The organism is Streptomyces sp. NPDC091387, from assembly GCF_044756945.1.
GTDB lineage: Bacteria > Actinomycetota > Actinomycetes > Streptomycetales > Streptomycetaceae > Streptomyces.
This window is the reverse complement of record NZ_JBIVTZ010000011.1, coordinates 168,729-194,644: the sequence shown is the minus strand read 5'-3', so window position 1 is coordinate 194,644 and position 25,916 is coordinate 168,729. Positions and strand designations below refer to the sequence as shown.

Annotated in this window: 24 protein-coding genes, 2 pseudogenes and 1 riboswitch; of the genes and pseudogenes, 12 read left to right on the top strand and 14 right to left on the bottom strand. The window is 71.0% G+C overall.

Translation table 11 applies throughout. The features are described from left to right. Positions 1-40: 40 nt before the first annotated feature. A complete protein-coding gene (locus tag ACIQM0_RS23710; protein ID WP_401289847.1) occupies positions 41-949 on the bottom strand; it encodes an SIS domain-containing protein in 909 nt (302 codons plus the stop codon). A gap of 344 nt (positions 950-1,293) precedes the next feature. Between ACIQM0_RS23710 and ACIQM0_RS23705 the strand changes: the two genes are divergently transcribed. The 3 genes from ACIQM0_RS23705 to otsB all read left to right on the top strand — a co-directional run bounded on the left by ACIQM0_RS23705 (position 1,294) and on the right by otsB (position 3,757). After that, positions 1,294-2,511 (top strand): extracellular solute-binding protein, encoded by a 1,218-nt coding sequence (locus ACIQM0_RS23705; protein WP_401289844.1) that lies wholly within the window; start codon positions 1,294-1,296, stop codon positions 2,509-2,511. Between the two features lie 32 nt (positions 2,512-2,543). Beyond that, on the top strand, positions 2,544-2,816 hold the full coding sequence (locus ACIQM0_RS23700; RefSeq protein ID WP_401289841.1) for a DUF3263 domain-containing protein: 273 nt from the start codon (positions 2,544-2,546) through the stop codon (positions 2,814-2,816). Positions 2,817-2,899: 83 nt separating this feature from the next. After that, positions 2,900-3,757 (top strand): trehalose-phosphatase, encoded by an 858-nt coding sequence (gene otsB, locus ACIQM0_RS23695; RefSeq protein ID WP_401289838.1) that lies wholly within the window; start codon positions 2,900-2,902, stop codon positions 3,755-3,757. On the opposite strand, the gene ACIQM0_RS23690 is transcribed toward otsB, so the two are convergent. Further along, positions 3,734-5,128 (bottom strand): trehalose-6-phosphate synthase, encoded by a 1,395-nt coding sequence (locus ACIQM0_RS23690; protein WP_401289836.1) that lies wholly within the window; start codon positions 5,126-5,128, stop codon positions 3,734-3,736. The two genes, otsB and ACIQM0_RS23690, sit on opposite strands and share 24 nt — an antisense overlap. 57 nt (positions 5,129-5,185) lie before the next feature. Then, the gene (locus tag ACIQM0_RS23685; protein WP_401290213.1) at positions 5,186-6,136 is read right to left on the bottom strand and encodes a glucosyl-3-phosphoglycerate synthase; all 951 of its coding nucleotides are present in this window, start codon (positions 6,134-6,136) and stop codon (positions 5,186-5,188) included. A 153-nt stretch (positions 6,137-6,289) separates the two neighbouring features. After that, positions 6,290-6,416: riboswitch (SAM riboswitch) on the top strand. Between the two features lie 17 nt (positions 6,417-6,433). On the opposite strand from ACIQM0_RS23685, the gene thrC reads away from it, so the two are divergent. The 4 genes from thrC to groL all read left to right on the top strand — a co-directional run bounded on the left by thrC (position 6,434) and on the right by groL (position 10,619). Further along, complete coding sequence (gene thrC, locus ACIQM0_RS23680; protein WP_401289833.1) at positions 6,434-7,729, top strand: threonine synthase; 1,296 nt, start codon at positions 6,434-6,436, stop codon at positions 7,727-7,729. A gap of 32 nt (positions 7,730-7,761) precedes the next feature. Continuing rightward, on the top strand, positions 7,762-8,040 hold the full coding sequence (locus tag ACIQM0_RS23675; RefSeq protein WP_401289831.1) for a MoaD/ThiS family protein: 279 nt from the start codon (positions 7,762-7,764) through the stop codon (positions 8,038-8,040). A 432-nt stretch (positions 8,041-8,472) separates the two neighbouring features. Continuing rightward, positions 8,473-8,679, top strand: a complete 207-nt coding sequence (locus tag ACIQM0_RS23670) for a cold-shock protein (protein WP_003967346.1) — start codon at positions 8,473-8,475, stop codon at positions 8,677-8,679. Between the two features lie 317 nt (positions 8,680-8,996). Beyond that, a complete protein-coding gene (gene groL / locus ACIQM0_RS23665; protein WP_385040723.1) occupies positions 8,997-10,619 on the top strand; it encodes a chaperonin GroEL in 1,623 nt (540 codons plus the stop codon). Positions 10,620-10,733: 114 nt separating this feature from the next. Here groL and ACIQM0_RS23660 read toward each other — a convergent pair whose 3' ends face one another. The 4 genes and pseudogenes from ACIQM0_RS23660 to ACIQM0_RS23645 form a co-directional block, all read right to left on the bottom strand. After that, the gene (locus ACIQM0_RS23660; RefSeq protein ID WP_401289829.1) at positions 10,734-11,810 is read right to left on the bottom strand and encodes a CU044_5270 family protein; all 1,077 of its coding nucleotides are present in this window, start codon (positions 11,808-11,810) and stop codon (positions 10,734-10,736) included. After that, positions 11,807-12,511: an RNA polymerase sigma factor gene (locus tag ACIQM0_RS23655; protein ID WP_401289827.1), complete on the bottom strand. Its 705-nt coding sequence runs from the start codon at positions 12,509-12,511 to the stop codon at positions 11,807-11,809. The genes ACIQM0_RS23660 and ACIQM0_RS23655 overlap by 4 nt, the downstream gene beginning before the upstream one ends. 108 nt (positions 12,512-12,619) lie before the next feature. After that, on the bottom strand, positions 12,620-13,225 hold the full coding sequence (locus tag ACIQM0_RS23650; RefSeq protein WP_401289824.1) for a hypothetical protein: 606 nt from the start codon (positions 13,223-13,225) through the stop codon (positions 12,620-12,622). 105 nt (positions 13,226-13,330) lie between these two features. After that, positions 13,331-13,762: pseudogene (locus ACIQM0_RS23645) on the bottom strand (TetR/AcrR family transcriptional regulator C-terminal domain-containing protein); the annotation flags it as partial. Between ACIQM0_RS23645 and ACIQM0_RS23640 the strand changes: the two are divergent. Next, positions 13,737-14,831, top strand: a pseudogene (locus tag ACIQM0_RS23640) (CocE/NonD family hydrolase); the annotation flags it as partial. The pseudogenes ACIQM0_RS23645 and ACIQM0_RS23640 overlap by 26 nt on opposite strands. Positions 14,832-14,861: 30 nt before the next feature. Here ACIQM0_RS23640 and ACIQM0_RS23635 read toward each other — a convergent pair. Next, on the bottom strand, positions 14,862-15,641 hold the full coding sequence (locus tag ACIQM0_RS23635) for a sulfite exporter TauE/SafE family protein (RefSeq protein ID WP_401289822.1): 780 nt from the start codon (positions 15,639-15,641) through the stop codon (positions 14,862-14,864). 53 nt (positions 15,642-15,694) lie between these two features. Further along, the gene (locus tag ACIQM0_RS23630) at positions 15,695-16,468 is read right to left on the bottom strand and encodes a GntR family transcriptional regulator (protein ID WP_363030099.1); all 774 of its coding nucleotides are present in this window, start codon (positions 16,466-16,468) and stop codon (positions 15,695-15,697) included. Between the two features lie 200 nt (positions 16,469-16,668). Here ACIQM0_RS23630 and ACIQM0_RS23625 point away from each other — a divergent pair, with 200 nt between their 5' ends. Continuing rightward, positions 16,669-17,148, top strand: coding sequence for an HIT family protein (locus ACIQM0_RS23625; protein ID WP_401289819.1), 480 nt, complete (start codon positions 16,669-16,671; stop codon positions 17,146-17,148). A gap of 101 nt (positions 17,149-17,249) precedes the next feature. On the opposite strand, the gene ACIQM0_RS23620 is transcribed toward ACIQM0_RS23625, so the two are convergent. Beyond that, a complete protein-coding gene (locus ACIQM0_RS23620) occupies positions 17,250-17,705 on the bottom strand; it encodes a GNAT family N-acetyltransferase (protein WP_401289817.1) in 456 nt (151 codons plus the stop codon). Between the two features lie 356 nt (positions 17,706-18,061). Here ACIQM0_RS23620 and ACIQM0_RS23615 point away from each other — a divergent pair, with 356 nt between their 5' ends. Further along, positions 18,062-20,047, top strand: coding sequence for a glycosyl hydrolase family 28-related protein (locus tag ACIQM0_RS23615; RefSeq protein WP_401289815.1), 1,986 nt, complete (start codon positions 18,062-18,064; stop codon positions 20,045-20,047). Between the two features lie 109 nt (positions 20,048-20,156). Here the strand turns inward: ACIQM0_RS23615 and ACIQM0_RS23610 are convergent, their stop codons facing one another. From ACIQM0_RS23610 to ACIQM0_RS23595, 4 genes are all read right to left on the bottom strand, one after another. Further along, a complete protein-coding gene (locus ACIQM0_RS23610; RefSeq protein WP_401289812.1) occupies positions 20,157-20,717 on the bottom strand; it encodes a DinB family protein in 561 nt (186 codons plus the stop codon). 66 nt (positions 20,718-20,783) lie between these two features. Next, a complete protein-coding gene (locus tag ACIQM0_RS23605; protein ID WP_401289810.1) occupies positions 20,784-21,557 on the bottom strand; it encodes a hypothetical protein in 774 nt (257 codons plus the stop codon). A gap of 137 nt (positions 21,558-21,694) precedes the next feature. Next, the gene (locus tag ACIQM0_RS23600; protein ID WP_401289808.1) at positions 21,695-22,516 is read right to left on the bottom strand and encodes a hypothetical protein; all 822 of its coding nucleotides are present in this window, start codon (positions 22,514-22,516) and stop codon (positions 21,695-21,697) included. Between the two features lie 335 nt (positions 22,517-22,851). Beyond that, a complete protein-coding gene (locus ACIQM0_RS23595; RefSeq protein WP_401289806.1) occupies positions 22,852-23,565 on the bottom strand; it encodes a TetR/AcrR family transcriptional regulator in 714 nt (237 codons plus the stop codon). Positions 23,566-23,741: 176 nt separating this feature from the next. On the opposite strand from ACIQM0_RS23595, the gene ACIQM0_RS23590 reads away from it, so the two are divergent. Then, positions 23,742-25,220, top strand: a complete 1,479-nt coding sequence (locus ACIQM0_RS23590) for an MFS transporter (RefSeq protein ID WP_401289804.1) — start codon at positions 23,742-23,744, stop codon at positions 25,218-25,220. Positions 25,221-25,396: 176 nt separating this feature from the next. After that, positions 25,397-25,834, top strand: coding sequence for a hypothetical protein (locus ACIQM0_RS23585; protein ID WP_401289801.1), 438 nt, complete (start codon positions 25,397-25,399; stop codon positions 25,832-25,834). Positions 25,835-25,916 lie beyond the last annotated feature (82 nt).

Here is a 25,916-nt window from a genome sequence, read left to right as displayed (position 1 = left end):
AATCGGGCGACAACGTGCCGACAACGCGCCCCGCGAGCCCTCAGCCCGGCAGGATCACGCTGCGCGACAGGTTGCGCGGGTGGTCCGGGTCGTACCCCTTCGACTCCGCGAGCGTCACCGCGAGCCGCTGGGCCCGGATCAGGTCGGCCATCGGGTCGGCGGTGGCGTGTGCCACCAGCGTTCCGCCGACCCCCGCGACCTCGCCCGCCAGGCCCTCGGGCAGTGCGCCGAACACCCACGCCACCCGGTTCGGACCGGTGATCGCGATCGGGCCGTGGCGGTACTCCATCGCGGGGTACGACTCCGTCCAGGCGCCCGCCGCCTCGCGCATCTTCAGCCCGGCCTCCTGCGCCAGGCCGTAGGTCCAGCCGCGCCCCAGGAACGTCCACTGCTCGGCCGAGACCACCGCCTCGTCCAGCGGCTCGGTCACCGCCAGCTCCGCGTCGACGGCGGCCTCCGCGACCGTCTTCACGCCCGCCGGGAGCGGGCCGGCCGCTTCGAGACCGGCCCGCAGGAAGGCGAGCGCGGTGGTGGCGAACCGGGTCTGCACGACGGACTCCTCGTCGGCCCAGTCCAGTACCGCCACCGTGTCGGCTGCGTCCATCACCGGCGTCCTCGGGTCGGCCGTCAGCGCGACCGTGGGGGTCCTGCCGCGCAGTTCGCCCAGGAGCGCCAGCACCTCGCTCGTGGTGCCGGAGCGGGTGATCGCCACGACCCGGTCGTAGGACCGCCCGGCCGGGAACTCCGACGAGGCGTACGCGTCCGTCTCGCCCTGCCCGGCCGCCTCGCGCAGGGCCGCGTAGGCGATGGCCATGAACCAGGAGGTGCCGCACCCGGTGACGGCGACCCGCTCGCCCGGACGCGGCAGCCCCTCGGCCACCGCGCCCGCCTCGGCGGCGCGGCGCCAGCAGCTGGGCTGGGTGGCAATTTCTGTTGCGGTACGGGACATGCGGTACGGCTCCTTGCGGCATGGGCGGTGGCGGGCGGCAACGGGGCGGCACGGCGGCACCGCACGGGTGCGGGTATAAAGGTCCGGACCATGAAGGGCCTTGTGTCCGGCCCTGGTTGACCGAGACCTACTTAGCAGTCACCGCGCGTTCCGTGCAATGCGGCCGCGTTGCCGAAGCGATACCGCAGTGGTGTAGACCTCATCGGGCGCGGTGGGGGAAAATCGCAGCTCATTCCGAGTGCCCCACGCAGACGTGGACGCCGCGGATGGCGCGACCGACGAGGACGGACTGGGCTGTGCAGCGGCGCTACTTGGGACTGACGGCGGCTGTGGCCGCTCTGGGGATGACGGCAACACTGTCGGGCTGCGGCGGCGACGGCGGCGGGGGCGACGTCACACTGAAGCTCGTCGCGGCCGACTACGGCACCGGCGAGGCGAACAAGTCCGACAAGTACTGGGACGGGGTCGCCAGCAGTTTCGAGGCGTCCCACCCCGGCATCGAGGTCGAGGTGACCGTCCTCCCGTGGACGGACATCGACCGCGAGGTCGCCGAGATGGTGAAGGCCGGAAAGGCCCCCGACATCGCGCAGATCGGCGCGTACGCGGACTACGCCAAGGCCGGCAAGCTCTACTCCGCCGACCAGATGCTCAGCGTCCGCACCCAGGCGAACTTCCTGCCGGTCCTCGCGGACGCGGGCCGGGTCAGCCAGGTCCAGTACGGCCTTCCGTTCGTGGCCAGCACCCGGCTGCTCTTCTACAACAAGAAGCTCTTCAGCCAGTCGGGTCTCGACGCCCCGAAGACCTGGAGCGACATCGCCGGCGACGCCGCCGCGCTCAAGCAGCACGGCGTGAAGTACCCGTTCGCGCTGCCGCTGGGCCAGGAGGAGTCCCAGGCCGAGACGCTGATGTGGCTGCTCAGCGGCGGTGGCGGCTACACCGACGACGTCGGCTCGTACGACATCGACTCGGCCGAGAACATCAAGACGTTCGACTGGCTGAAGTCGAACCTCGTCGACAAGGGGCTCGTGGGCCCCGTCGCCCCCGGCGACCTCAACCGGGAGAAGGCCTTCGCGGCGTTCACCACCGGTGACGTGGGGATGCTCAACGGCCATCCGACGCTGATGCGCGAGGCCAGGAAGCGGGGCGTCGATGTCGGAATGGTGCCGCTGCCCGCCGTCTCCGGGCCCACCACCAGCTCGATGGGCGTCGCCGACTGGATCATGGGCTTCAAGCAGAACAAGCACCGGGTCGAGATGGGCAAGTTCTTCGACTTCATGTTCAGCGACAAGAACGTCATCGCCTTCGCGGACACGTACGACATGCTGCCGGTCACCGACAGCGCCTCGGCCTCGATGGAGAGCGATCCCCAGTACAAGCCGCTGCACAAGTTCCTGCACGCCTTGCCGGACGCGCAGTTCTACCCGTTCGGCAAGACGTCCTGGGCCCAGGCCAGCGAGTCGATCAAGAAGAACATCGGTGAGGCGGTCGAGCCCGGCGCGAACCCCGAGAGCGTGCTCGGGCGCATAGCGCAGGAGTCCACGTCGGCGGAGAGTGCGGAGTAGCGGTCCGCGGGCCGCGCCATATATTGGCTGATATGACCGCCCCTCCTCCGAACGGCCCCGACGAGCCCGCCGCCCCGCCCCCCGGACTCTCCGACCGGGACCGGGCGGTGCTGGCGGTCGAGCGGCAGTCGTGGGCGGGGCCCGGGGCCAAGGAGCGGGAGATCAGGGAGCGGCTCGGCATCTCCCCGACCCGCTACTACCAGCTGCTGAACGCGCTGCTCGACGACCGGCGGGCCCTGGAGGCCGACCCGGTCACCGTGAACCGGCTCCGGCGCGTGCGGGAGGCGCGGCGGGGACGCCGCTGAGCCCCGGGTGCGCGGCGACGGTCCCGTCGGCCGCGCCAAGGGGCGAAGCCCCCGCCGGGCCTCACCGGCTATAGGCTCGGGACATGGGCAGCCACCCGCACACCCCATCCCTGCCGACACCGACGACCCCCGCCGGCCGGGAGGGCCTCGCCGCCCTCCTCGCCCGCCCCGACCGCGCCGTCGTCGCGCTCGACTTCGACGGCACCCTCGCCGACATCGTCCCGGACCCCGAGCAGGCCCGCGCGCACCCCGGCACCGTCGAGGCGCTCGCCGCACTCGCCCCCCAGGTCGCGTCGATCGCCGTGATCACCGGCCGACCGGCTGGCGTCGCGGTCCGCTACGGCGGCTTCGCCGGAGTCGCCGGACTGGACCACCTCGTCGTCCTCGGCCACTACGGCGCCGAACGCTGGGACGCCGTCTCCGGTACCGTCCGCGCCCCCGCCCCGCACCCCGGCGTCGCCGCCGTGCGGGCCGAACTCCCCGGCGTACTCGACACGTTCGACTCCTGGCGCGGTACCTGGATAGAGGAGAAGGGGCAGGCGCTCGCCGTCCACACCCGCCGTGCGGAGGACCCGCAGGCCGCCTTCGAGGCCCTGCGCGGCCCCCTCGGCGAGCTCGCCGCCCGGCACGGACTGATCGTCGAACCGGGCCGTCTGGTCCTGGAGTTGCGCCCCGCGGGCATGGACAAGGGTGTCGCCCTCACGCAGTACGTGCGGGAGACGGGCGCCGAGTCCGTGCTGTACGCGGGCGACGACCTGGGTGACCTGGCCGCCTACGCCGCCGTGGAGAAGCTCCGCGCCGAGGGCCCCGACGGCACCCCCGGCCTGCTGGTCTGCAGCGGCGAGGCGGAGGTGCCCGAACTGGCCGAGCGCGCGGACCTGTTGCTGCCGGGGCCGGGAGCCGTCGTCGACTTCCTGTCAGCCCTGGCGCAGCGCCTCTAGCTGGTCCAGGAACCACTGCTGCGGCGGCAGCGCGGTGGCCGCCGCGGCCAGCCGCTCCGTACGGGCAGCGCGCTCGTCGTCGTCCATCGTCAGCGCCTCGTGCAGCGCGTCGGCGGTGGCCGACACGTCGTACGGGTTCACCGTGATCGCGTCGTCGCCCAGCTCCTCGTACGCCCCCGCCTCCCGCGACAGCACCAGCGCGCAGCCGTGGTCGGAGACGACCGGGACCTCCTTGGCGACCAGGTTCATCCCGTCCCTGATGGGGTTGACGAGCGCCACGTCGGCCAGCCGGTACGCCGCGAGCGAGCGCGCGAAGTCGTCCTTGACGTGGAGCACGACCGGGGTCCAGTCCGCCGTGCCGTGCGCCGCGTTGACGGCGTCGGCGACGCGCTGCACCTCGGCCGTGTACTCCCGGTACACCGCGAGGTCCTGCCGCGAGGGGTAGGCGAACGCGATGTGGACGACCCGGCCGCGCCACTCGGGCCGCTCGTCGAGCAGGGCGCGGTAGGCGAGCATCCCGCGGACGATGTTCTTGGACAGCTCCGTACGGTCCACCCGCACGATCGTCTTCCGGCCGGGGCCCACCTGTTCGCGCAGCGCCGCCATCCGCTCGTCCACGTCCGCCTCGTGCGCGCGGCGGCGCAGGAAGTCCGCGTCGGCGCCGAGCCCGTGCACGCCGATGCGGGTGCGGCCGGTGCCGCCCAGGATCTCCGTGCAGCAGCCGATGAAGGCGTCCGCCCAGCGGCGGGTCAGGAAGGCCGCCCGGTCGGCGCCGAGGATGCCGCGCAGCACCTGCTCGGAGATGTCGTCGGGCAGCATCCGGAAGTAGTCGACGGGCGCCCACGGGGTGTGCGAGAAGTGGCCGATCCGCAGGTCGGGGCGGAGCTCGCGGAGCATTCCGGGCACCAGCACCAGGTGGTAGTCCTGCACCAGGACCGACGCGCCCTCGCCCGCCTCCTCGGCGAGCGCCTGGGCGAAGGCCCGGTTGTAGGCCTCGAAGGAGGCCCACTGCCGGCGGAACTCCGCGTCGAAGACGGGTTCCACGGGGGTCTGGTAGAGCAGGTGGTGGACGAACCAGAGCACCGAGTTCGCGATCCCGTTGTACGCGTCGGCGTGCACGTCCGCGTCGATGTCGAGCATCCGTACGCCCGGCTCGCCGACCCCGCGGCGCACCGCCTCGCGGTCGCCGTCACCGAGTGCGGCGCAGACCCACATCTTGTCGTCCACCGCGCTCAGCCCGGAGACGAGCCCGCCCCCGCCCCGTTTCGCGTCGAGCGAGCCGTCCTCGCGGAGCGCGTACGAGACCGGACCGCGGTTGGACGCGACGAGTACCTGGGCGGCGGCGGGCTGAGGGGCGTGCTCGGAGACCATGCTGCGGAATCTAGCCCGATCCCGAACGGTCCAAACGTGCGTGCGGCCGTGCTCCGGTCACGCCGCGCGGCGTGAGACGTACTCCTCGATCTCGCGCATCGGCGGCCGCTCCTCTGTGTCCACCGGGTACGTGTGCGGGACGAACCCGTGTTCGCCGCGCTCGAACTGGGTCAGCGAGGGGCGGACCAGATGCCCCCGGGAGAGCCGCAGCTGAGCGGTCCGGTAGATGGCCGCCGCCATCCGGCCGAGCGCCTGGCCGTCCTGGTGGCGGTGTTTCCTGACGCCGACGTCCACCTGGCCGAGCGCGTCCAGGCCGACCGTGTGCAGGGCGTCGACGAGCAGCCCCAGCTCCACTCCGTAACCGACCGGGAACGGCAGCTGTTCGAGCAGGGAGCGGCGCACGGCGTACTCGCCGCCCAGCGGCTGGACGAAGCCGGCCAGCTGCGGCCAGTGCAGATTGAGCAGCGGCCGCGCCACCAGCTCGGTGACCCGGCCGCCCTGGCCTGCGGTGTCCCCGAGGGGGCGGTCGTACATCGCCTTGACGAACTGGATCGAGGGGTCGGTCAGCAGTGGGCCGACGATGCCGGAGACGAAGTCCGCCGAGAAGTCCTTGAGGTCCGCGTCGATGAAGCAGACGATGTCACCGCCGGTCGCCAGGAGTGACCGCCAGAGCACCTCGCCCTTGCCGGGGACGGCCGGGACCCGGGGCAGGATCGCGTCCCGGTGGATCACCCGGGCGCCCGCCCGGCGGGCGACCTCTGCGGTGGCGTCCGTGGAGCCGGAGTCGATCACCACGAGTTCGTCGACCAGCCGGACCTTCTCCATGAGCTCGCGCCGGATCACCCGGACGATGTCCCCGACCGTCGCCGCCTCGTTGAGCGCGGGCAGGACGACACTCACGCTCCCGCGGCGCGGGTCGCGGTCCCTGGCGGCCAGGAGCTGCTCCAGCGGGCGGTCGGCGGAGGACCAGGAACGCCTGGTCAGCCAGCCTTCGACCTCTTCCAGCACGGTCGATACTCCCTGTATGTGATCCATCTCGCGGTTCGGACGACTATCTCAACAGTCCGGTGCTTCGGTTACAGTCTTGAACAACGCAGATGGCCGTGGCATGCCGGGGTCCATCCGCTGATAAACGCCTGGATCCATGGTCCAGTGCCACAGCGCTCATCCAGAGGGACAGAGGGAACGGCCCGTTGAAGTCCCGGCAACCATCCAGCCGACCGCGAGGTCAGGTGGGGAAGGTGCCAATTCCGTCTTGTGACGAAATGCGTCACGAGGAAGATGAGGAGAAAGGGCCTCGCCATCATGGCTGTGCAGACTGTTGCAGCAAACCCCGAGTCTTCTGTGGACCTTGGTCCCGCCGCGGCGCTTTCCTGCCGCGAGTGCGGAGAGCGATTCGAGCTCGGCCCCCTTTTCGCCTGTGCGACCTGTTTCGGGCCGCTCGAAGTGGCGTACGACCTGCCGAGCGGCTCCCCGGACGAGCTGAAGAAGCGCATCGAGGCCGGCCCCGACAACATCTGGCGCTACGCGCCGCTGCTGCCGGTCCCCTCCGACGTCGCGGACAAGCCCAACCTCAACCCCGGCTTCACCAAGCTGGTCAAGGCCGACAACCTCGCCCGTGAGCTGGGCGTCACCGGCGGCCTGTACGTCAAGGACGACTCCGGCAACCCGACGCACTCCTTCAAGGACCGCGTCGTCGCGATCGCCGTCGAGGCCGCCCGCGCCTTCGGTTTCACCACGCTCTCCTGCTCCTCCACCGGCAACCTCGCCGGTGCGGTGGGCGCCGCCGCGGCCCGCGCCGGTCTGCGGTCGTGCGTGTTCATCCCGCACGACCTGGAGCAGGGCAAGGTCGTCATGGCCGCGGTGTACGGCGGTGAGCTGGTCGGCATCGAGGGCAACTACGACGACGTCAACCGCTTCTGCTCGGAGCTCATCGGCGACCCGCTCGGCGAGGGCTGGGGCTTCGTCAACGTCAACCTCCGGCCGTACTACGGCGAGGGTTCCAAGACGCTCGCGTACGAGATCTGCGAGCAGCTCGGCTGGCGGCTGCCCGACCAGATCGTCATCCCGATCGCGTCCGGCTCGCAGCTCACGAAGATCGACAAGGGTCTCCAGGAGCTGATCAAGCTCGGTCTGGTCGAGGACAGGCCGTACCGGATCTTCGGTGCCCAGGCCGAGGGCTGTTCCCCGGTCTCCACCGCCTTCAAGGCCGGTCACGACGTCGTGCGGCCGCAGAAGCCGAACACGATCGCCAAGTCCCTGGCGATCGGCAACCCGGCCGACGGCCCGTACGTCCTGGACATCGCCCGCCGCACCGGCGGCGCCGTCGAGGACGTCAACGACGAACAGGTCGTCGACGCGATCAAGCTGCTGGCGCGCACCGAGGGCATCTTCGCCGAGACCGCGGGCGGGGTGACGGTCGGCGTGACGAAGAAGCTGATCGAGGCCGGCCTCCTCGACCCGTCGCTCACCACCGTCATCCTGAACACCGGCGACGGCCTCAAGACACTGGACGCCGTGGCCGCCACCTCGCAGGCGACCGCGACGATCCGGCCGAGCCTGGACGCCTTCCGCGCCGCGGGCCTCGGCACCGCCGGCTGACCCCACCCGAGACTCCAGGAAGGGCACCCACCATGAGCGTCAAGGTCCGTATCCCCACCATCCTCCGCACCTACACGGGCGGCCAGGCCGAGGTCCCGGCCGAGGGCGCGACCCTCGCCCAGGTCATCGAGTCCCTGGAGAAGAACCACCCGGGCATCGCCGCCCGCGTCCTGGACGACCAGGGCAAGCTCCGCCGCTTCGTGAACGTGTACGTCAACGACGACGACGTGCGCTTTGAAGGCGGTCTGGAAGCGGTCACCCCGGACGGCGCGGGTGTCTCGATCATCCCGGCCGTCGCCGGCGGCTGCTGACCCCCGGGACCCGCGCGGTCCCGCCCCACCGCGTCACCGGAATTGCCCCCTCCGCGACAGAAGCGGAGGGGGCAATTCTGCATGGTTGAACGCGGTAGAGTGTGGGAAGTCCCCTCCGCTGCCCGTGCCCCCGCATATGAGAATGCGCCCGGCCACGACAAGATGCAGCCAAAGTAACTGAACCTCTTGCGCCATAAGTCGCCTTTGCCTGGCCCGACTTGCCCTGGAATCTTATGAGTTACTCATATTCGGGCGATCGGCGCTGCCCAGAATTCTCGTCCGATTGACCTGTTGCAGAGGGCAGTTGGGCAGATACATTCGGCCGCGGTCGACGCGTTCCGGCGCACGCACCCTCTCCTGTCGGAGGGTGAGTTCTGACCCGGGCCCGCGAAGTGCGGTCCTGTGCAAGGGCCAGTAATAGGGGAGTTAGGCATGGCTCAGGGCACCGTCAAGTGGTTCAACGCGGAGAAGGGGTACGGCTTCATCGCGGTCGACGGTGGTGCGGATGTTTTCGTCCACTACAGCGCGATCCAGATGGACGGATACCGCACCCTCGAAGAGGGTCAGCGAGTTGAATTCGAGATCTCGCAGGGCCAGAAGGGGCCGCAGGCGGACATGGTCAAGCTCGCTGTCGGCTGAGCTCGGCACGGTCGGCCAACGACACTACTCACGCACGGAGGGCCCGTACCCCCTGGGGTACGGGCCCTCCGTGCGTCCCGAGCCCCTTCGCACGCGCGCTCCGGTTGTCCACACTCCGGAGAGGGACGCTTGCACTCTCGGGGGTCGAGTGCTAATCATTGGGCTTAGCACTCTCCGGGTGAGAGTGACAGAAACTTGGACCGGGCCGGTGAGGCCCGCAGGTCTGTCGGGGCAAGGAACCGGCAGGCGGCAGGCCGTCCGTCGCGGGCGCCACTCGGTCCGGAGAAATCCACCCCTGTCCGGGAGGACCACTTCATATGGCCAAGATCATCGCGTTCGACGAGGAGGCCCGGCGCGGTCTTGAGCGCGGCATGAACCAGCTCGCCGACGCCGTCAAGGTCACCCTCGGCCCCAAGGGCCGCAACGTCGTCCTTGAGAAGAAGTGGGGCGCCCCCACGATCACCAACGATGGTGTTTCCATCGCCAAGGAGATCGAGCTGGAGGACCCGTACGAGAAGATCGGTGCGGAGCTGGTCAAGGAGGTCGCCAAGAAGACGGACGACGTCGCCGGCGACGGTACGACCACCGCCACCGTTCTCGCTCAGGCGCTCGTCCGCGAGGGCCTTCGCAACGTGGCCGCGGGTGCGAACCCGATGGCTCTCAAGCGGGGCATCGAGAAGGCCGTCGAGGCCGTCTCCGCCGCCCTCCTGGAGCAGGCCAAGGACGTGGAGACCAAGGAGCAGATCGCTTCGACCGCCTCCATCTCCGCCGCTGACACCCAGATCGGCGAGCTCATCGCCGAGGCCATGGACAAGGTCGGCAAGGAAGGCGTCATCACCGTCGAGGAGTCCCAGACCTTCGGGCTGGAGCTCGAGCTCACCGAGGGTATGCGCTTCGACAAGGGCTACATCTCGGCGTACTTCGCCACGGACATGGAGCGCATGGAGTCGTCCCTGGACGACCCGTACATCCTGATCGTGAACTCGAAGATCAGCAACGTGAAGGACCTCCTTCCGCTGCTGGAGAAGGTCATGCAGTCCGGCAAGCCGCTGCTGATCATCGCCGAGGACGTCGAGGGCGAGGCCCTGTCGACCCTGGTCGTCAACAAGATCCGTGGCACCTTCAAGTCCGTCGCCGTCAAGGCTCCGGGCTTCGGTGACCGCCGCAAGGCCATGCTCGGCGACATCGCCATCCTCACCGGTGGCACCGTCATCTCCGAGGAGGTCGGCCTCAAGCTGGAGAACGCCGGTCTCGACCTGCTCGGCCGTGCCCGCAAGGTCGTCATCACCAAGGACGAGACGACGATCGTCGACGGCTCCGGTGACAGCGACCAGGTTCAGGGTCGCGTCAACCAGATCCGTGCCGAGATCGAGAACTCCGACTCGGACTACGACCGCGAGAAGCTCCAGGAGCGCCTCGCGAAGCTGGCCGGCGGCGTGGCCGTCATCAAGGCCGGTGCCGCGACCGAGGTCGAGCTCAAGGAGCGCAAGCACCGCATCGAGGACGCGGTGCGCAACGCCAAGGCCGCCGTCGAGGAGGGCATCGTCGCCGGTGGTGGCGTGGCTCTGCTCCAGGCCTCGGCCGTCTTCGAGAAGCTGGAGCTCTCGGGTGACGAGGCGACCGGCGCCAACGCCGTCAAGCTGGCGCTGGAGGCCCCGCTCAAGCAGATCGCCGTCAACGGTGGTCTCGAAGGTGGAGTCGTCGTCGAGAAGGTGCGCAACCTGCCGATCGGTCACGGCCTCAACGCCGCGACCGGCGAGTACGTCGACATGATCGCCGAGGGCATTCTCGACCCGGCGAAGGTCACGCGCTCCGCTCTGCAGAACGCCGCGTCCATCGCCGCGCTCTTCCTCACCACCGAGGCCGTCATCGCCGACAAGCCGGAGAAGGCCTCTGCGGCCGCTCCGGGCGGCATGCCGGGCGGAGACATGGACTTCTGATCCTGACGGATCGGTAGTTCCGCACAGCTGTACGACGCCGGCCCCCGGGGAGTGATCCCCGGGGGCCGGCGTCGTTCGTGTGCCCGCGGTCCGAGCGCCGCGCGGGTGCGGGGATCAGGCCGTCGTCGACGGCTTCTCGCGCAGGCCGTCGACGACCGCCCGCTCTAGGACCGCCGTCTTGCTGATCAGGGTGCCCTTCTTGCCCATGGAGGTGTTCCTGATGAGGTAGCTCCGTTCGCCCAGGTACTCCAGGGTGGTCGAGTCGAAGATCCAGGCGGTGCGCCAACCGGCCCGGGTGTTGTCACGGGCCACGCCGATCCCGTGCCGGCCGGCCGCGTCCACCGCGTCCGGGTCCACGCTCACGCCGGGGATCTTCGCCGCGGCCTGGTAGAGGGCGGCCGCGGTCCTCGGCGGCATCAGCGTCTCCCGCAGCAGCTCACCGATGGCGTCGAAGGTGTCCTGGTCCTTGTTCCGGTCCTTGACCGGGGTGTCGCGCGCGTCCTGGTCCCGGGTGATCTCGGTGCCGAGCCGCCGGAGCAGGGCGTCGGGGTCGGTGGGCAGCGAGGCCAGCCACGTGTACGTCGGCCGGTTGAGGCCCGCCGGGCTGCCGACGGGCTTCTCGCCGTCCGGGACCCCGACGACGATCGGGATGTACGAGCCGTCCTGGTGGATCAGGCCCTCCTTGAGCACCGGTCCCGCCTTCTGCGCCATCCAGACCTCACGCTCGCTGGGCCCGGTCAGCTGCACCGGGCCGCCGAACGTGCCCCCGTTGCCGCTCTGCAGCGACCTGACGTACACGAACTGGTCGCCGCGGACCTTCTGTTCGTCGCTCTTCTTGGCGACCGAGGCGATCCGGTCGAGCAGCACGGCCGCGCCACGCGGGGACGTGGCCGGGGAACCCGTGCTCGCGGCGGACGGTGCCGGAGTGCTGTCCTGGCCGGTCACGGCGAGGGTGGTCAGCAGTACCCCGCCCAGAGCCAGTCCGGCGGCGGGCAGCAGGACGGCGGGGCGCAGGAGGCGCGGGCGGGGACGGGCGGTGGCGCGGTCGCTGTCCTGGTCGATCAGACGCATCAGGGTGTCCTTGTGGTGGAGATGCCGGCCCGGGGGGAGGTCCCGTTCGGCCGGGGCCGGCAGCAGCCGGGCCAGTTCCTCGTGTTCGGCCCGCTCGGGGCCGGAGGTGCGGTCGTTCATCGGGCTTCCTCCTGGATGGGCAGGGCCACGAACGCGGCCCTGCTCCCTACCTCTCCGCGGCCGGGGCGGGGTTCCCGGCCGGACGACCGGGCCGTGTCCCCGGGCTGTGCCTCCCGGGCGGGGCCGGACGCTTCCCGCGCGGGGCCCGCCGTCTTCCCGTCCGGCGCCCGGCGGTGTTCCTCGTCGGTGAGCCGTCGCAGCCGGGTGCGGGCGCGGGAGAGCCGCGACCGCACGGTGCCCACCGGGATGCCCAGCGCCTCGGCCGCCTCGGCGTAGTCCAGCCCGGACCAGACGCAGAGGACCAGCACCTCGCGTTCCTGGCGGCGGAGCCCGTCCAGTGCCCGGCGGACCTCGGCGAGCCGCCGGGCGTCGTCGACGCGTCCGGCCGTGGCGTCCGCGATGTCCGCCACCGGTTCCGGGGCGGGGCGGCGCGCGAGGAAGGCCAGGCGCCGCCCGGTACCGCGGCCGGCGTTGCGGGCCTTGTTCGTGGCGATCCCGAGCAGCCACGGCCGCAGCGAGTCGCCCTCCGGCTCGACGGAGTGACGGTTGCGCCAGGCGGCCAGGAACGTCTCTGACAACACCTCCTCGGCCGTCGACCAGTCGCCGGACAGCCGATAGGCATGGTTGTAGACCAACCGCGCGTATTCCTCGTAGAGCGCGGCGAACGCGTCGTGGTCGCCCGCCCTGATCCGTGCGCGCATGCGCTCCCGATCTCCCTGTTCATCACATCTCACACCACCTACCTCTCCGGTTCGGCCGAGGGGTTCCGGTGACCCGCGCCACACCGCCCGAAGGCGCGTGCGCTGTCCCTACGGCGTGAACACCATCTCCGGGAAGCGGCCGGATGGGCCGTCCAGCAGACGGTCGTCGTGTCCGCGCAGCCACAGCCCGAAGAACGACGCCGCATGGGCGCGGCTCGCGGCCGGGGCCCGTTCCGGCCGCACCGTGCCGATCGCCGCCGCCCGGCCGCCGTCCGGCTCCGCGCCCTGCCGGGCCAGCTGCGGCAGCAGCACCTGCGCGTCGGTGTACGAGGCGTGGCGCGAACCGGTCAGGGTGACGTTCGCCTTCCAGCCGCGGGTGTTCTTCCGGAACGCCGCCCAGGGCGGCTGCCTCCGGTAGTCGCCCGAGCCCTTGCCGGCCGTCCCCATCAGCAGCAGCGGCCGGTCCAGCGCCACCGTGCTCAGCCGGCTGCCGTCCGGCAGCTCGCCGCCCACGTAGTCCATCTCTCCGTCCATGCTGATGCCCGCCCGGATCCGCCGGTCGTCGTGCATGGTCCGGGCCGCGGTGAAGCCGCCCGCGGAGTGGCCGAACATCCCGGTCCGGCGCAGATCGAGTACGTCCCCGAAGCGCGTCCGGTTCAGTTCCGGGAGCCGGCCGAGCACGAACCGGGTGCCGGGCGGTAGGTGTGCGGACACCTCCACGCTGCCGCGCGCAGCCTTTACCGCGCGTGATGCCCGGGTGCTCATTCGGTGGCGCGGCGGCCGTACCCAGGTATGAGGTCCGCCGCGCCTCTGGCCGGATCAGCCGGCGTCGAGGCCGTCGACCAGCCGGGTGAGGAAGCGGCCGAACGTCGCGTCGGGGGTGAGCGGCCGGCCCGGGGCGGAGAGCGCCTCGGCCAGCTCCGGATGACGGCCGTCCGCGGCGACGGACGCGAGGTAGAGCGCCTCGGCGGCGGCCCGGCCGGGTGACTGCGCGGCCTCGGCCCGTGCGACCTCATGGGCGACATGTCCGGCCACGAACGCGGTGAGCTGGGCGAAGATCTCCAGCCGCGCCGCCCCGTCGAGACCGCTGGGCCGCAGCGCGGCCAGGGCGTGCTCCAGGAACGCGAGGGTGTGGGGGCCGAGGGTCCGGCGGGTCTGCACGGCGGCGGGCAGCCAGGGGTGGCGGAGCATGTGGTCGCGCTGGAGGTGCCCGACGGCCTTGAGGTCGGTGCGCCAGTCGCCGCTGCGCGGAGCGTTCGCGGCCGCGCTCGGGTACGAAGTGCCCTGGCTGGAAGAGGTGATGGCCCATCCGGACGCGGACGACCCGTACTGGCGGGGCGCGGCGCCGGGCAAGGCGAGGGGATCTGTACGGGCCTCGGCGCGGGTCCCGGAACCGGGCGAGGCGGCGGGCTCGGCGCGGGCCTCGGAACAGGGCGAGGCGGCGGAGCGGCCGGGCGTCCCCACCGCCCTGATCACCGGCCGGCACGACGTCCTGGCCGGCCAGACCTTCGAGCACTACGCCCGGCTGCGGCGCGCCGGATGCGATGCCGCGCTGCTCGTCGGCCCCTGGACCCACACGTCCGCCCTGCGGAAGGGCTGGCCCGAGGTGTTCGCCGAGACCCTCGCCTGGCTCCGCGCCCACCTGTGCGACGACCCCTCCGGCCTGCGCCCCACACCCGTACGCGTCCACGTGGGCGGTGCGGGCGCGCAGTGGCGGGATCTCGACGCGTGGCCCCCGGCCCGGGCCACCACCTCCTGGTTCCCCACGTCTGACGGCCATCTCACCGAGCAGCCCCCCACGGACACCGCGCCCCTGGCCTCCTTCCGCCACGACCCGGCCCACCCCACTCCCTCCCTCGGCGGCGCCCTCCTCTCGCGTACCGCGGGTGCTCGCGACAACGCAGCCCTGGAGTCCCGGGACGACGTCCTCACGTTCACCGGCCCGGTCCTGGCCGAACCCGTCACCGTCCTCGGCCCGGTCTCCGCACGGATCAGCGCCTCCACGGATACCGGACACGGGGACGTGTTCACCCGCCTGTGCGACGTGGATCCCGAGGGGCGCTCCACCAATGTCTGCGACGGCTTCGCCCAACTCCGTTCCGCTGCCGACGAGTCGGTACACGTCACCGTCCCGATGGGCGATACCGCTCACCGCTTCGGCGCGGGTCACCGCATCCGCTGGCAGATCAGCGGTGGCGCCCACCCGCGCTATGCGAGCAACCCCGGCACGGGCGAACCCCGGTACCGGGCAGCTGAGTGCGTGCCGGTGCGGGTGAGTGTGCACGCGGATTCTGAACTGACGCTCCCTCAAGAGCCATAACAGAAGCGCAAGTTACCCGCCTACTGCGCGTCAGGAGTGGAACGCGAGGTAAGGGGCCAGTGCCAGGAGCATGCCGACGAGGGCGTACTTGAGACGGCGGTCCGGGACCGACCGGGCGATGCGCCAGCCCACGATCACCCCCACCAGTTCCGGCACGCCGACCACGGCGGCCAGGGTCCAGTCGACGGAGCCGTGCTGCACATAGCCGATGGTGCCCACGCTCGCGATCACCACGGACTGGGCCTGCGCGGCGGCCAGTGCGGACAGCACCGGGAGCCCGCAGACGACCAGGAGGGGCACGCTCAGCATCGGTCCGCCCAGGCCGAAGAGCCCCGCCGCGACGGCCACCGTGACACCCACCGCGACGGTGAGCGGGAGCGGTACGCGGACCGGGCCCTCGGCCGCCTGCGAGGGTGCCGCGCGGCGCTCGCGGAGCCACACCAGCAGGCCGGTCACGGTGACCGCGCAGGCCAGCAGGATGCCGAACCACCGCCCGGATACAAGGGTGTTGAGCAGCACGCCGACGGGTGTGCCGACGAGGGCACTCGCGGCGAGGACGACGGCGGTGCGGCGCGTGGCCGGGTCCCGCAGCTGTCCCGACCGGGTGTACGCGGCGGTACCGAGGACGCCGGTCGCCACGTGGGTGACGATGGCGGTGCCCGCGACACCGGCCGGGGTGAGCCCGGTCAGCAGGAACATGCCGATGGTGGGCAGCACCCCGCCCGGCCCGATCGCGGTGATCCCGATGCCTCCCGCGAGGCCGAACAGGGCGAGCAGAACCAACGTGAGGGCGTCGGGGGTCCAGGACATGAGGGTGCCTCCGCCGGCGGTGCCGGGAGTGGGGAGTGGGGGAAACGCTCTGGTCAGGCAGTACGGGGCGGTACGGCGCCGCGGTGCAGCAGCGTGTGCAGGGCGAACCGGTCGGCGCGTACCCGCAGGGATTCGCTGTCCACGGGGCGCCCGTCGGCCAGCCGGGTGAGGCGGTCGATCACGAACAGGGCCGCTCCGGTGGGGATGCCGAGGAGGCGTGCGGTGTCCGGTTCGGCGGTGACGGCGTGCACGGTGATCTCGGCGCTGCCGAGCCGGGTCCCGGTGGTTTCCTCGATGAGGGTGAAGACGTCCCGGTGGGCGAGGTCGCAGTCGAGGAGGGGCCGCCCGATGTCGGGGGCGAGCCAGGTCGAGTCGACGGAGAGCGGCCGGCCGTCCAGGCTGCGCAGCCGTTCCAGGTACACGGCATCGGAGCCGTCGGGCAGGTGGAGCCGCTCGGTGACGGCTTTCGGCGCATGCGGTACGACCCGGGCCGCGCGCACCGTGTTCGTCACCGTGCCGTAGTCGACGAGGGTCTCCGCGAGCCCCGTGAGGCGGTCGAGACCGTGCCCGTACTTCGCCGTCACGACCTGGGTGCCGATGCCGCGCCTGCGGGTGATCAGCCCTTCGTCGCGCAGCAGTCCGAGGGCTTCCCTGACGGTGTTGCGGGTCGTGCCGAGCACGTGACCGAGGGCGCGTTCGTCGGGCAGCATGCCGTCCTCGTAGAGACCGGAGGTGATCCGCTGGCGCAGCGTGTCCGCGATCCGTCGCGCTCGTTCGGCACGGGTCAGCGGCTGCCTCTCCCGGCGCGGGGAGTGTTCGTCACGCATGAGGTGTTTTCGTCACTTCCTCTCGGCCCTCACGCTAACCCGCCGCCGCGCCAAGGGACGTTACGCCGAAGTTACGCCACCCGATCTGACCTGCGAAAACGCCTGAGCTGCGGGTTTGTCCCGCACTCGGGGCGCTCCGCCAGGGTGGCCGGTACGGGAATCTTCAAGGAGAGGTGATCGTGGCCGGGTAGGTTCTCGCCATGGTTGATGACTGGCGCGGAGACCGGATCGGGAGCGCACTGCGAGGCGAAAACCCCGCGGTCCTGCGGCGCTTGGACGCGGGGTTCGCCGCCATCGGCGATGTGCAGTTCCTCCCGGGCTACTCGGTGCTCCTGGTGGACGATCCCGAGGTGGAAAGACTGTCGGACCTGCCCCGGGTCAAGCGGCTGGCCTTCCTGTCCGACATGGACCGGCTCGGAGAAGCGGTCGAGCGGGCCTCCCGTCGTAGGGACGCGGCATTCCGGCGGATCAATCTGGAGATCCTGGGCAACACCGACGGGTTCCTGCATGCACACGTATGGCCCCGGTTCGAGTGGGAGCCTGCCGACTTGGTGCGCATACCGGTGTGGCGCTATCCGCGCGACAGGTGGACCGACAAGCAGTACTCACTGGGTCCGCAACACGAGCCGCTGCGCGAGGCGATCGGGGAGGAGCTGGACCGTCTGCGCTCTGCGGACTGACAGCAGCAGATCATGCGGCGGCCGTCCTCGGCACGCGGGGGAGGCGGATGTGGAGGTGCTCGACTGCGACTTCGCGGTCTCGGGCTTGGGGCGGAGGCCCTTCAGGGCTGTGCCGTGTCGAAGGGCAGGGGCCGGTGGAAGACGACCATGGTGCGGCCCGGTCCGTCGTAGTCCTCGACGGTCTCGGCGTCGAAGCCGAGGCGGCGGTGGAACGCGATCGAGCCGGTGTTCCCGGGTGACGTGATCGCCTTCAGCCGCCGTGCGCCGTGGCGGAGCGCGGCCTCGGCGAACGCGGCGTACAGGCGGCGCCCGAGGCCGGTGCCGCGGGCGTCGTCCCGGGTGGCGATCAGGTGGACGTAGCCGGTGCCGGCCGGGGTGACGAACCCGAGGACGTACCCGTGGATCCCGTCCTCGGCCCGAGCGACCAGACAGGTCGAGCCGAACTCCCGGACCAGCGCCAGGAGATGCAGGGACCGAAGGTCGCGTTCTCCCCAGTATCGATGGTGGTCATCGAGCACCTGGTGGATGTCGGCCGTATCGGCTGGTGCGATCCGCATGGCAGGGATCATGCCAGGTGCCGTATCGCTCGCTCGGGGAGTGCGCCGGGGGACGCCGAGCGGCGCCACGCGAGATCTCGCAACGAACTGCTCTCGTCACGCAAAAATCCTACGAACATGTGTAGTTGAACGGCAATCTGACGGAACCTTCTGGCAGGAGTCTTGTGGACAGGGACGTACGGGTCCTACTGTCGCCTCACCTCCACGGCGGCCGCCCCTCCCCGAACTCCAGGTCGTCCCAGTTGCGCACTCCGCCTCAGAGAAACGGGCATGCGATGTCACGGAAGATCACCGGTACCGAAGTGAGGTCGCGAAGACCGCGGCGAACAGCCTTGTGCGCGGCCGCGGTTGCCTCGATGACCGCGGCCGCCGTCGGCCTCGGCGTACTGGCGGGCACGCCCGCGCTGGCCGGTCAGCAGGCCCCTGCCGCGTCCCCCGCCACGGCCTCCGCCGTGACCCGGGCCGCCCTCGATCCGGCGCTCGTCGCCGGGCGGGGCGCGGACGTGGCGTTCGTCGAGCAGGAGGCCGAGAACGCCGCGACGAACGGCACGGTCATCGGCCCCGACCGCACCGCGTACACGCTCCCCGCAGAGGCGTCCGGCCGCAAGGCGGTCAGCCTGGAGCCGGGCGAGCACGTCGAGTTCACGCTGCCGCGCGCCGCCAACGCGATCACCGTGCGCTACAGCATCCCGGACGCCCCGAACGGCGGCGGGATCACCGCACCGCTGGACGTCGCGGTGAACGGCAAGAAGCGCTCCACGATGACGCTCACCTCGCAGTACGCCTGGCTGTACAACCAGTACCCGTTCTCCAACGACCCGGGCGCCGGGCTGCTCCACCCCGACTGGTGGATCACCGAGTGCTCCTGCGTACCCAGTGAGACGACCCCGGCCCCGGTCATCGCGAAGCCGTACCGGCCCAGCCACTTCTACGACGAGCAGCGCCTCCTGCTCGGCCGTACGTACCGCGCGGGCGACACCGTGCGGCTCACCGTCCCGGCCGGCAGCCGGGCCGCGCGGACGGCCATCGACCTGCTGGACTCGGAGCTCGTCGGCCTCCCGCGCGTCGAGCTGCTCGCGGCCAACGTCCTTGCGTTCGGGGCCGATCCGACCGGCCGGCGCGACTCGGCGACCGCGATCGACAAGGCCATCGCCTTCGCGAGGCGCACCCGCCTCAAGGTGTACATCCCGCCGGGCACGTACCAGGTCAACCGGCACATCGTCGTCGACGACGTCACCGTCGTCGGCGCGGGCAACTGGTACACGAAGATCAAGGGCCGCGAGGTCGCGCTCGACCGCCCGGCCCCCGACGGCTCGGTCCACACCGGTGTCGGCTTCTACGGCAAGGACACGGCGGACGGCGGCAGCCGCAACGTCCACCTGTCCGGCTTCGCCATCGAGGGCGACGTACGCGAACGCGTCGACACCGACCAGGTCAACGGCATCGGCGGCGCGCTCAGCGACTCGACCATCGAGGGCCTGCACATCAGCCACACCAAGGTCGGCATGTGGTTCGACGGCCCGATGTCGAACCTGCGGATCACCGGCAACATCATCGTCGACCAGATCGCCGACGCCATCAACTTCCACACGGGCGTGACCGATTCACGCGTGGCCCACACCTTCGTACGCAACTCCGGTGACGACGGCCTCGCGATGTGGTCCGAGGAGACCGCGAACGCCCGCAACACCTTCGACCACAACACCGTCCAGACCCCGGTCCTCGCCAACGGCATCGCGATCTACGGCGGAACCGACAACACGGTCTCGAACAACCTGGTCGCGGACCCGGTCCGCGAGGGCAGCGCCCTGCACATCGGCTCCCGCTTCGGCGCCGAGCCCTTCGCCGGAAAGCTGAACCTCACGGCCAACACCACGGTCCGCTCCGGTACGTACGAACTCAACTGGAACATCGGCCTCGGCGCCCTCTGGATCTTCGCCCTCGACAAGAGCATCGACGCGGACATCCGGGTCACCGGCAACAACTTCCTCGACAGCACCTACAACGCGATCATGCTGGTCTCCGACTGGGGCGTGAAGGACCAGTACGTCATCAAGGGCGTCCACTTCAAGGACATCAAGGTCGACGGCACCGGTACGTCCGTGCTGAGCGCCCGCGCGGCGGGCGGCACCACGTTCGAGAACGTGGACGCGCGCCACGTGGGCGCGGTCGGCGTCAACAACTGCGGCTCGTTCAACTTCCCCGCGACCGGCTCGGAGTTCGCCCTCACGGACCTCGGCGGCAACGACGGCGGCTGGCTGGCCCCCTGGCTGCTCCCCAACACGATCACCTGCGACGACCGCCCGGAGGTCGTCCCGCCCCCGGCGCCGGGAGCGTGGTGACACCGGACGGCAGGCAGGGACATCCCGGCGGCGGTACGTCCTGGCGTGCCGCACCGACGACCGGCCGGCCCGCCGAGGGGGCGGGCCGGCCGGTCGTCGGCCCAGCCGCTTACTGCCCCACCCGCCCGTCGATGCACTCGCGCAGCAGGTCGGCGTGGCCGCAGTGGCGGGCGTACTCCTCGATCCGGTGCACCAGCAGCTCCCGTACCGCGATGCCGTCCTTGCCCAGACGCGTGCCCGGATCGGGGTGCGCCGCCAGGGCGGCGTCGGTCGCGGCCTGTTCGCGGGCCAGGTCGGCGTAGGCGGCGTCGACCACGGCCCGGTCCGCGACGGCCCCGTCGAAGTCCGCGTCCCGCTCGCCGTACAGCTTCGGCCGCGGTTCCCCGTCGGTGATCCAGTTGAGCCAGTCCCGCTCCACCTCCGCGAGGTGCCGGAGCAGACCGAGCAGGGACATCGTCGACGGCGGAACCGGCCGGCGGGTGAGCTGCTCCGCGTCCAGGCCCTCGCACTTCATCCGAAGGGTGTGACGGTAGTCCGTCAGGAACTCCTGGAGGGTGGGGAGTTCGCCGTCCGGGCTGGTCCCGTCGCTGTTGCGGGGGTCGTCGTCGGGGTCGGCCCACATGTCGGGGTAGACGGTTGCCTGGCTCCATCGTGCGGGTTGGTCGCTCATGGGGACCATGGTCGTCCGCGAGGGCCCGCACCCGCCAGTGGTTTGCGGCGTGCGCGGGGCCGTCGCTCAGTCCGCGCGGGCCTGTCCGGCCCGGCCGCGCCGCAGGTCGCGGTGGAGGAACCACGCCGTGAGCGCGACGGCCGTCCCGCAGACCGTGGGCACGATCAGCCACGGCAGGCCCGTCCACACGGTCGTCAGGCCCACGACGGCACAGCTCACCCCCGTGACGATGAACAGCCACTTGCCGTACGGGCGCCAGGTGAGGAATCCTAGGTGGCGCGGCCGGACCAGACGCACCCCGCCGAACACCAGGGCCAGCGCGGCCACCAGTCCCGAGAACGTTCCGGCGGCGACGATCATCTGGGGTTCGTCGCGCGGCGCGTCGGTCGACTCCTGCCGGATGTCCCCCTGGGCGATCTCCACGACGAGGCCGCGCCAGACGGTGCCGGTGATCCGGTCCTTCGGCTCGAGCCCGCTCAGCACCGGCCCCGAGTGGCCGAAGGACACCCGCGCCCTCGGGAAGGGCTCCGGACCGAGCAGGGTCGCGTCTATGCGCCTGGAGGCGTTCCGGGTGCTCTCGACGGTGAAGGCGACCTCCCGCAGGCAGTCCTCCGCCCTCGGTGTCACCGTACGGGCGGGGCACGTCTCGGCCGACCTGTACGCGTGGAGCCGGCCGTGACTGTCGGGCAGCCAGTCGGCGAAGGCGGAGTAGCAGGTCAGCGCGGCGAGCACGGACACAACGAGCAGCACCCCACCCACCAGCAGGGTGTCGCCGATACTCGACCGGGGCGGCGGGGGTGTGTCCGCCCCCTGGGCGGTGCCGGTTCTCCTCATGGCCATCGCTCGTCTCTCCCGCTGTTCCCCGCCGAAGCCCGCGGGGCGCCAGTCTCTTCCGGCCATGATCGAGCGGACAAGGAGGGCAACCGGCAGTCCGGCCCCTGTCGTCGCTGCCGCCTTCTGGCGGGCCCTGCCGTCCCTTACCGGTGTGTGCGCTCCGCGCGGGGTACCAGCCCCGCCCGTACCGCGCTCATCCTGGCCCGTACGCCCTGGACGGGTACGGCGTTCGCGGGTCCGGTGGGGGCGGGGGCGGTGCCCCGGCAGGTGCCGCAGAGGCCGCCCGGCATCGCTTCCGGACTGCCGGGTGCGCGGCACTGGCCGCACTCCAGGGTTCGCAGGACGACGTGGTGGGCGGGGGAAGCCTCGCGTACGGGCGGCAGTTTGTCCCGCAGGCGGCGGCGGACGAGTGCGGCGGCGTGGTGGACCGGTGTCGGCAGGCCCTCGGTCAGGGCGTGCAGGATCTCCGCCTCGGTGGCGCCCCGCTCGAACCACTCGCCGATCTGTGGTTCCAGCGCGACGCAGTCCGCCTGCGACAGCGACAGTGCGGGCGTCTTGCGCCCGAGGGCGGCAAGCAGGATGAACGACCTTGAACGGGTCGGACGTTGGGATGCCTGCTCCTGCGGTACGTCGCCCCGGACGAAGGCGTCCCACCACTCGTCGCCGCGCGAGGTGCGGGAGAAGAACGTCCGCGTGACCCAGAGCAGTGCCTCCTCGGTCGCGACGCACTCGCTGCCCCGGCGCAGGTGGCCCGCTTCCTGGAGCCGGTTGAGCGTGGTCCGCAGGGCGCACTGTCCGTACGGGAGCGCCTTGGCAAGCGTCTTCACGGAGATGTCGGAGCCGTCGCACAGGCCGTCGATGTACGCGGCGACGGCGGCGTCACGGGGGAGGAGGTGGGCGAAGTCGTGTCCGGTGCGCGGGCGTTCGCCCGGGGCCGAACGCTTGCCGTACCCGGGACTGGCCATCGGGTGGTCGAGCGTGGGCGGAGGTACGGGCGCAGCGGGAAGGGCGGCACTAAGCTGGCTGGCAGCCATGAGATCGGTCCTGACGATCGAAGTGGTCAGGCCCCTGTTCGGTGTTTCCGCACCGGCGGGGGCCGTCTTGGTGCGGCTGACGCTAGAGCGTCGCTACCACCCGTCGCAAGTCGGTCACAAACGGTCAACTTGCCGGTCAGGGTGGGCGGGTGGGTATTCAATCCCTCCACCCATTCCGCTGAAAGGGCGCTCGGAGCTCGACGCTTGAGCTCCGGGGTGTGGCGGGGAGCCGACCTGGGACCGGACCTGGAACCGGCCCGGAACCGTCAGATCTGTGCGCCCTCGGCCGAGACGTCCTCTGCGGGCAGGGGAGTGGCGCTGATGCCGTTGATCAGGGTCGCGATGCCCCACGACATGCGCTGCTCCGCCGTGCCGGAGACCAGCTGCCCGGCCAGGCCCGCGATGTGCGGGTGGGTGCGCTCCGATGTTCCGTGCAGGGCGCCCGTGAGGGAGTCCCACTCGGCCTGCGTGTCGGTGGACTGGTCCCGTGTCGCCTGCTCCGCCGCTGTCGCGGTCGCGTACTGAAGCAGTACGTCCACGCCCCAGGCCGCCTGGCCGGGCGGGATGCCGCCCTCGTCGAGCAGGGCGAGCAGCGACTCGACCAGCCGGAGGTAGTGCGGGCCGCTGGGGCGGATCACCAGTGCGGCGCGCGACAGGCCGGGGTGCGTGAAGAGGGTGTCCGTGTACGAGGTGAGCAGCCCCGTCAGGCGTTCGCGCCAGTCGCCGCCGTCCTCGACACGCAACGTGCCCAGGAGCTCGTCGAGGATCGCCGCGTGCAGCTCGGCCGTGTTGGCGACGTACACGTAGAGCGAGGCCGGGCCCGTGTCCAGCTCCTGCGCCAGGCGGCGCATGGTCACCTTCGCCAGCCCCTCGGACCGCATGATCCCGACGGCCGTGGCCACGATCCCGTCCCGCGACAGTGCGGGTTTGGCCGGGCGCTCCCGGCGGCTGCGTCGTGGCTGGTCGGTCTCGGATCCCATGCGGCCCACCGTAACGAACGGGTAGGAGGCGAACAAGTTCGGACCAAACGCGTTCGTGACGAACTTGTTCGTCACGAACATGTTCGTTACGGTGAAGAGGTGCCGGAGGCGCCCTGAAGCCCACTCCACTCCGCGCCACCCGTACCCCTCGACTCCGTACGAAGGAGATGGCCGCCATGTCCGTACCCGCCGCACCCGCACCCGCACCCGCATCCACGTCAACGCCGGCGTCAGCATCCGCGTCAGCATCCGAGTCGACCGGTACGTCCCCGACCCGGTTCGCCCTGTGGCTGATCCTCGCGCTGGTTCTCGTCGCCGACGCGCTCGACATGATCGACTCCACCGTCACCAACATCGCCGCCCCCACGATCGAGCACGACATCGGGGGCGGAGAGTCCCTGATCAAGTGGCTCGGCTCGTCCTACGCCCTGGCCATGGGCGTCCTGCTCGTCATCGGCGGACGCCTCGGTGACAAGTTCGGCCAGCGGCGGCTGTTCCTGATCGGCATGACGGGCTTCACGCTCGCCTCCGCCGTCTGCGGTCTCTCGCCCGATCCGGCGCTCATGATCGTCGCCCGTGTCGTGCAGGGGGCGTTCGGTGCCCTGCTCATTCCGCAGGGCATGGCGATCATGACGAAGACCTTCCCGCGCGACATGCTCCGCAAGGCGTTCAGCCTCTTCGGGCCCCTGCTCGGGCTGGCGACGGTCGGCGGCCCGATCCTGGCCGGATTCATCATCGACGCGGACGTCGCGGGGCTCTCCTGGCGCCCGATCTTCCTGATCAACATCCTGCTGGGCACCGTCGGCACGTTCGTGGCCGCGCGGATGCTGCCCCGCAGCGACCGCGACGCGTCGGTCACGGTCGACGGAACCGGCGCCGTCCTGCTCGCCCTGACGATGTTCGGCCTGCTCTTCGGCCTCATCGAGGGCTCCGGCAGCGGCTGGGGCGTGGTGCCCGTCGGCAGTCTGATCGCCGGCGCCGTGTTCTTCGTCCTGTTCGCCCGCCGCCAGAAGTCGGCCGCGAACCCGCTGATCAAGCCGTCACTGCTGAGGAACCGGGGCTTCACGTCCGGCCTGGTCGTCGGCCTGCTGTACTTCGCCGTCACCAGCGGACTGGTCTACGTCATGTCGCTGTTCATGCAGCAGGCGCTGCACGCGTCGCCCGGCGACACCGCGCTCGGGCTGCTGCCCCTGACCATCGGCATCATCATCTCCGCCGGTGCGGGGATGGTCCTCATCAAGCGGCTGGGCCGCACCCTCGTCCTCGTCGGCATGCTGATCACCCTCGCCGGCGGCGGCTGGCTGCTCGCCCTCGTCCTCACCCAGGGCACCGACCTCACCCTGTGGACGCTGACCCCGGCCGTCCTCCTCACCGGCATGGGCATGGGCGCCTGTTTCGGGACGATCTTCGACATCGCCCTCGGCGGCATCGACCCCGACGAGGCGGGCAGTGCCAGCGGTTCCCTCAGCGCCGTCCAGCTACTCGCCGCGGGCATCGGCTCCGCCACCGTCACCACGGTCTACTTCCACTCCGGCGCCCCCGCCCACGCCATGACGGTCAGCCTCGTCACGGTCCTCGCCGTCACCGCGGCCTGCCTCCCCGCCCTGCGCCTCCTGCCCCGGCACGCCCCGGCGCAGGAGCACGAGGCGGCGTAGAAGGTCCGGAACCGGCGTACAGGGTCCGGGCGGCGTGGAGGGTCCGGAACCAAGGCACTTGGTCCCAAGTGCCTGGCACGGAGAACCAACGCCTCGCGGTGCGTCCCCTGGCATCGTCCGTGAGTGAGCGGTCCGACGGGCGACACATCGGTCCGTGTCCCCCCGTATGCCGACTGGTGCACGGGGACGCGCACGAGCAACAGGAGGAAGTCATCATCACCACGAACAGGCGTGTCGCGGCGACGCTGATCAGCGCCGCCGCGGTCCTCACGGCCCTCACCGTTCCTGCCCAGGCCGCCGGTACCCACAGCAGCGGCGCAGCGGTCTCCTGCTACGGCAGCGCCCGCTCGTACTCGGCCGAGGCGGGCAACGGCGACAACGCGCACTGGCCCAAGCGCGGCCAGTGGACCAAGGTCAAGGGCAACTGCGACGACATCAACATCAAGACCAACTCCCGCCGGTCCGTGCGGGTGTGTACGCACAGCAAGTGCCACGGCTGGGTCGACGCCAAGGCAGGGGTGTGGACGGTCATCTTCAAGAACTCGACCAAGAACGCCGAGTACTACCTCCAGTTCAACGGCGCGAGCACCAACAGCGGGACCATCGCCGACTGACCGGTTCGGGCATCGGTGAAACCGCATCGGTGAAGCCGCATCGGTGAAGCCGAGGAGCGGGCGGTCCCTCATCCGCGGCAAG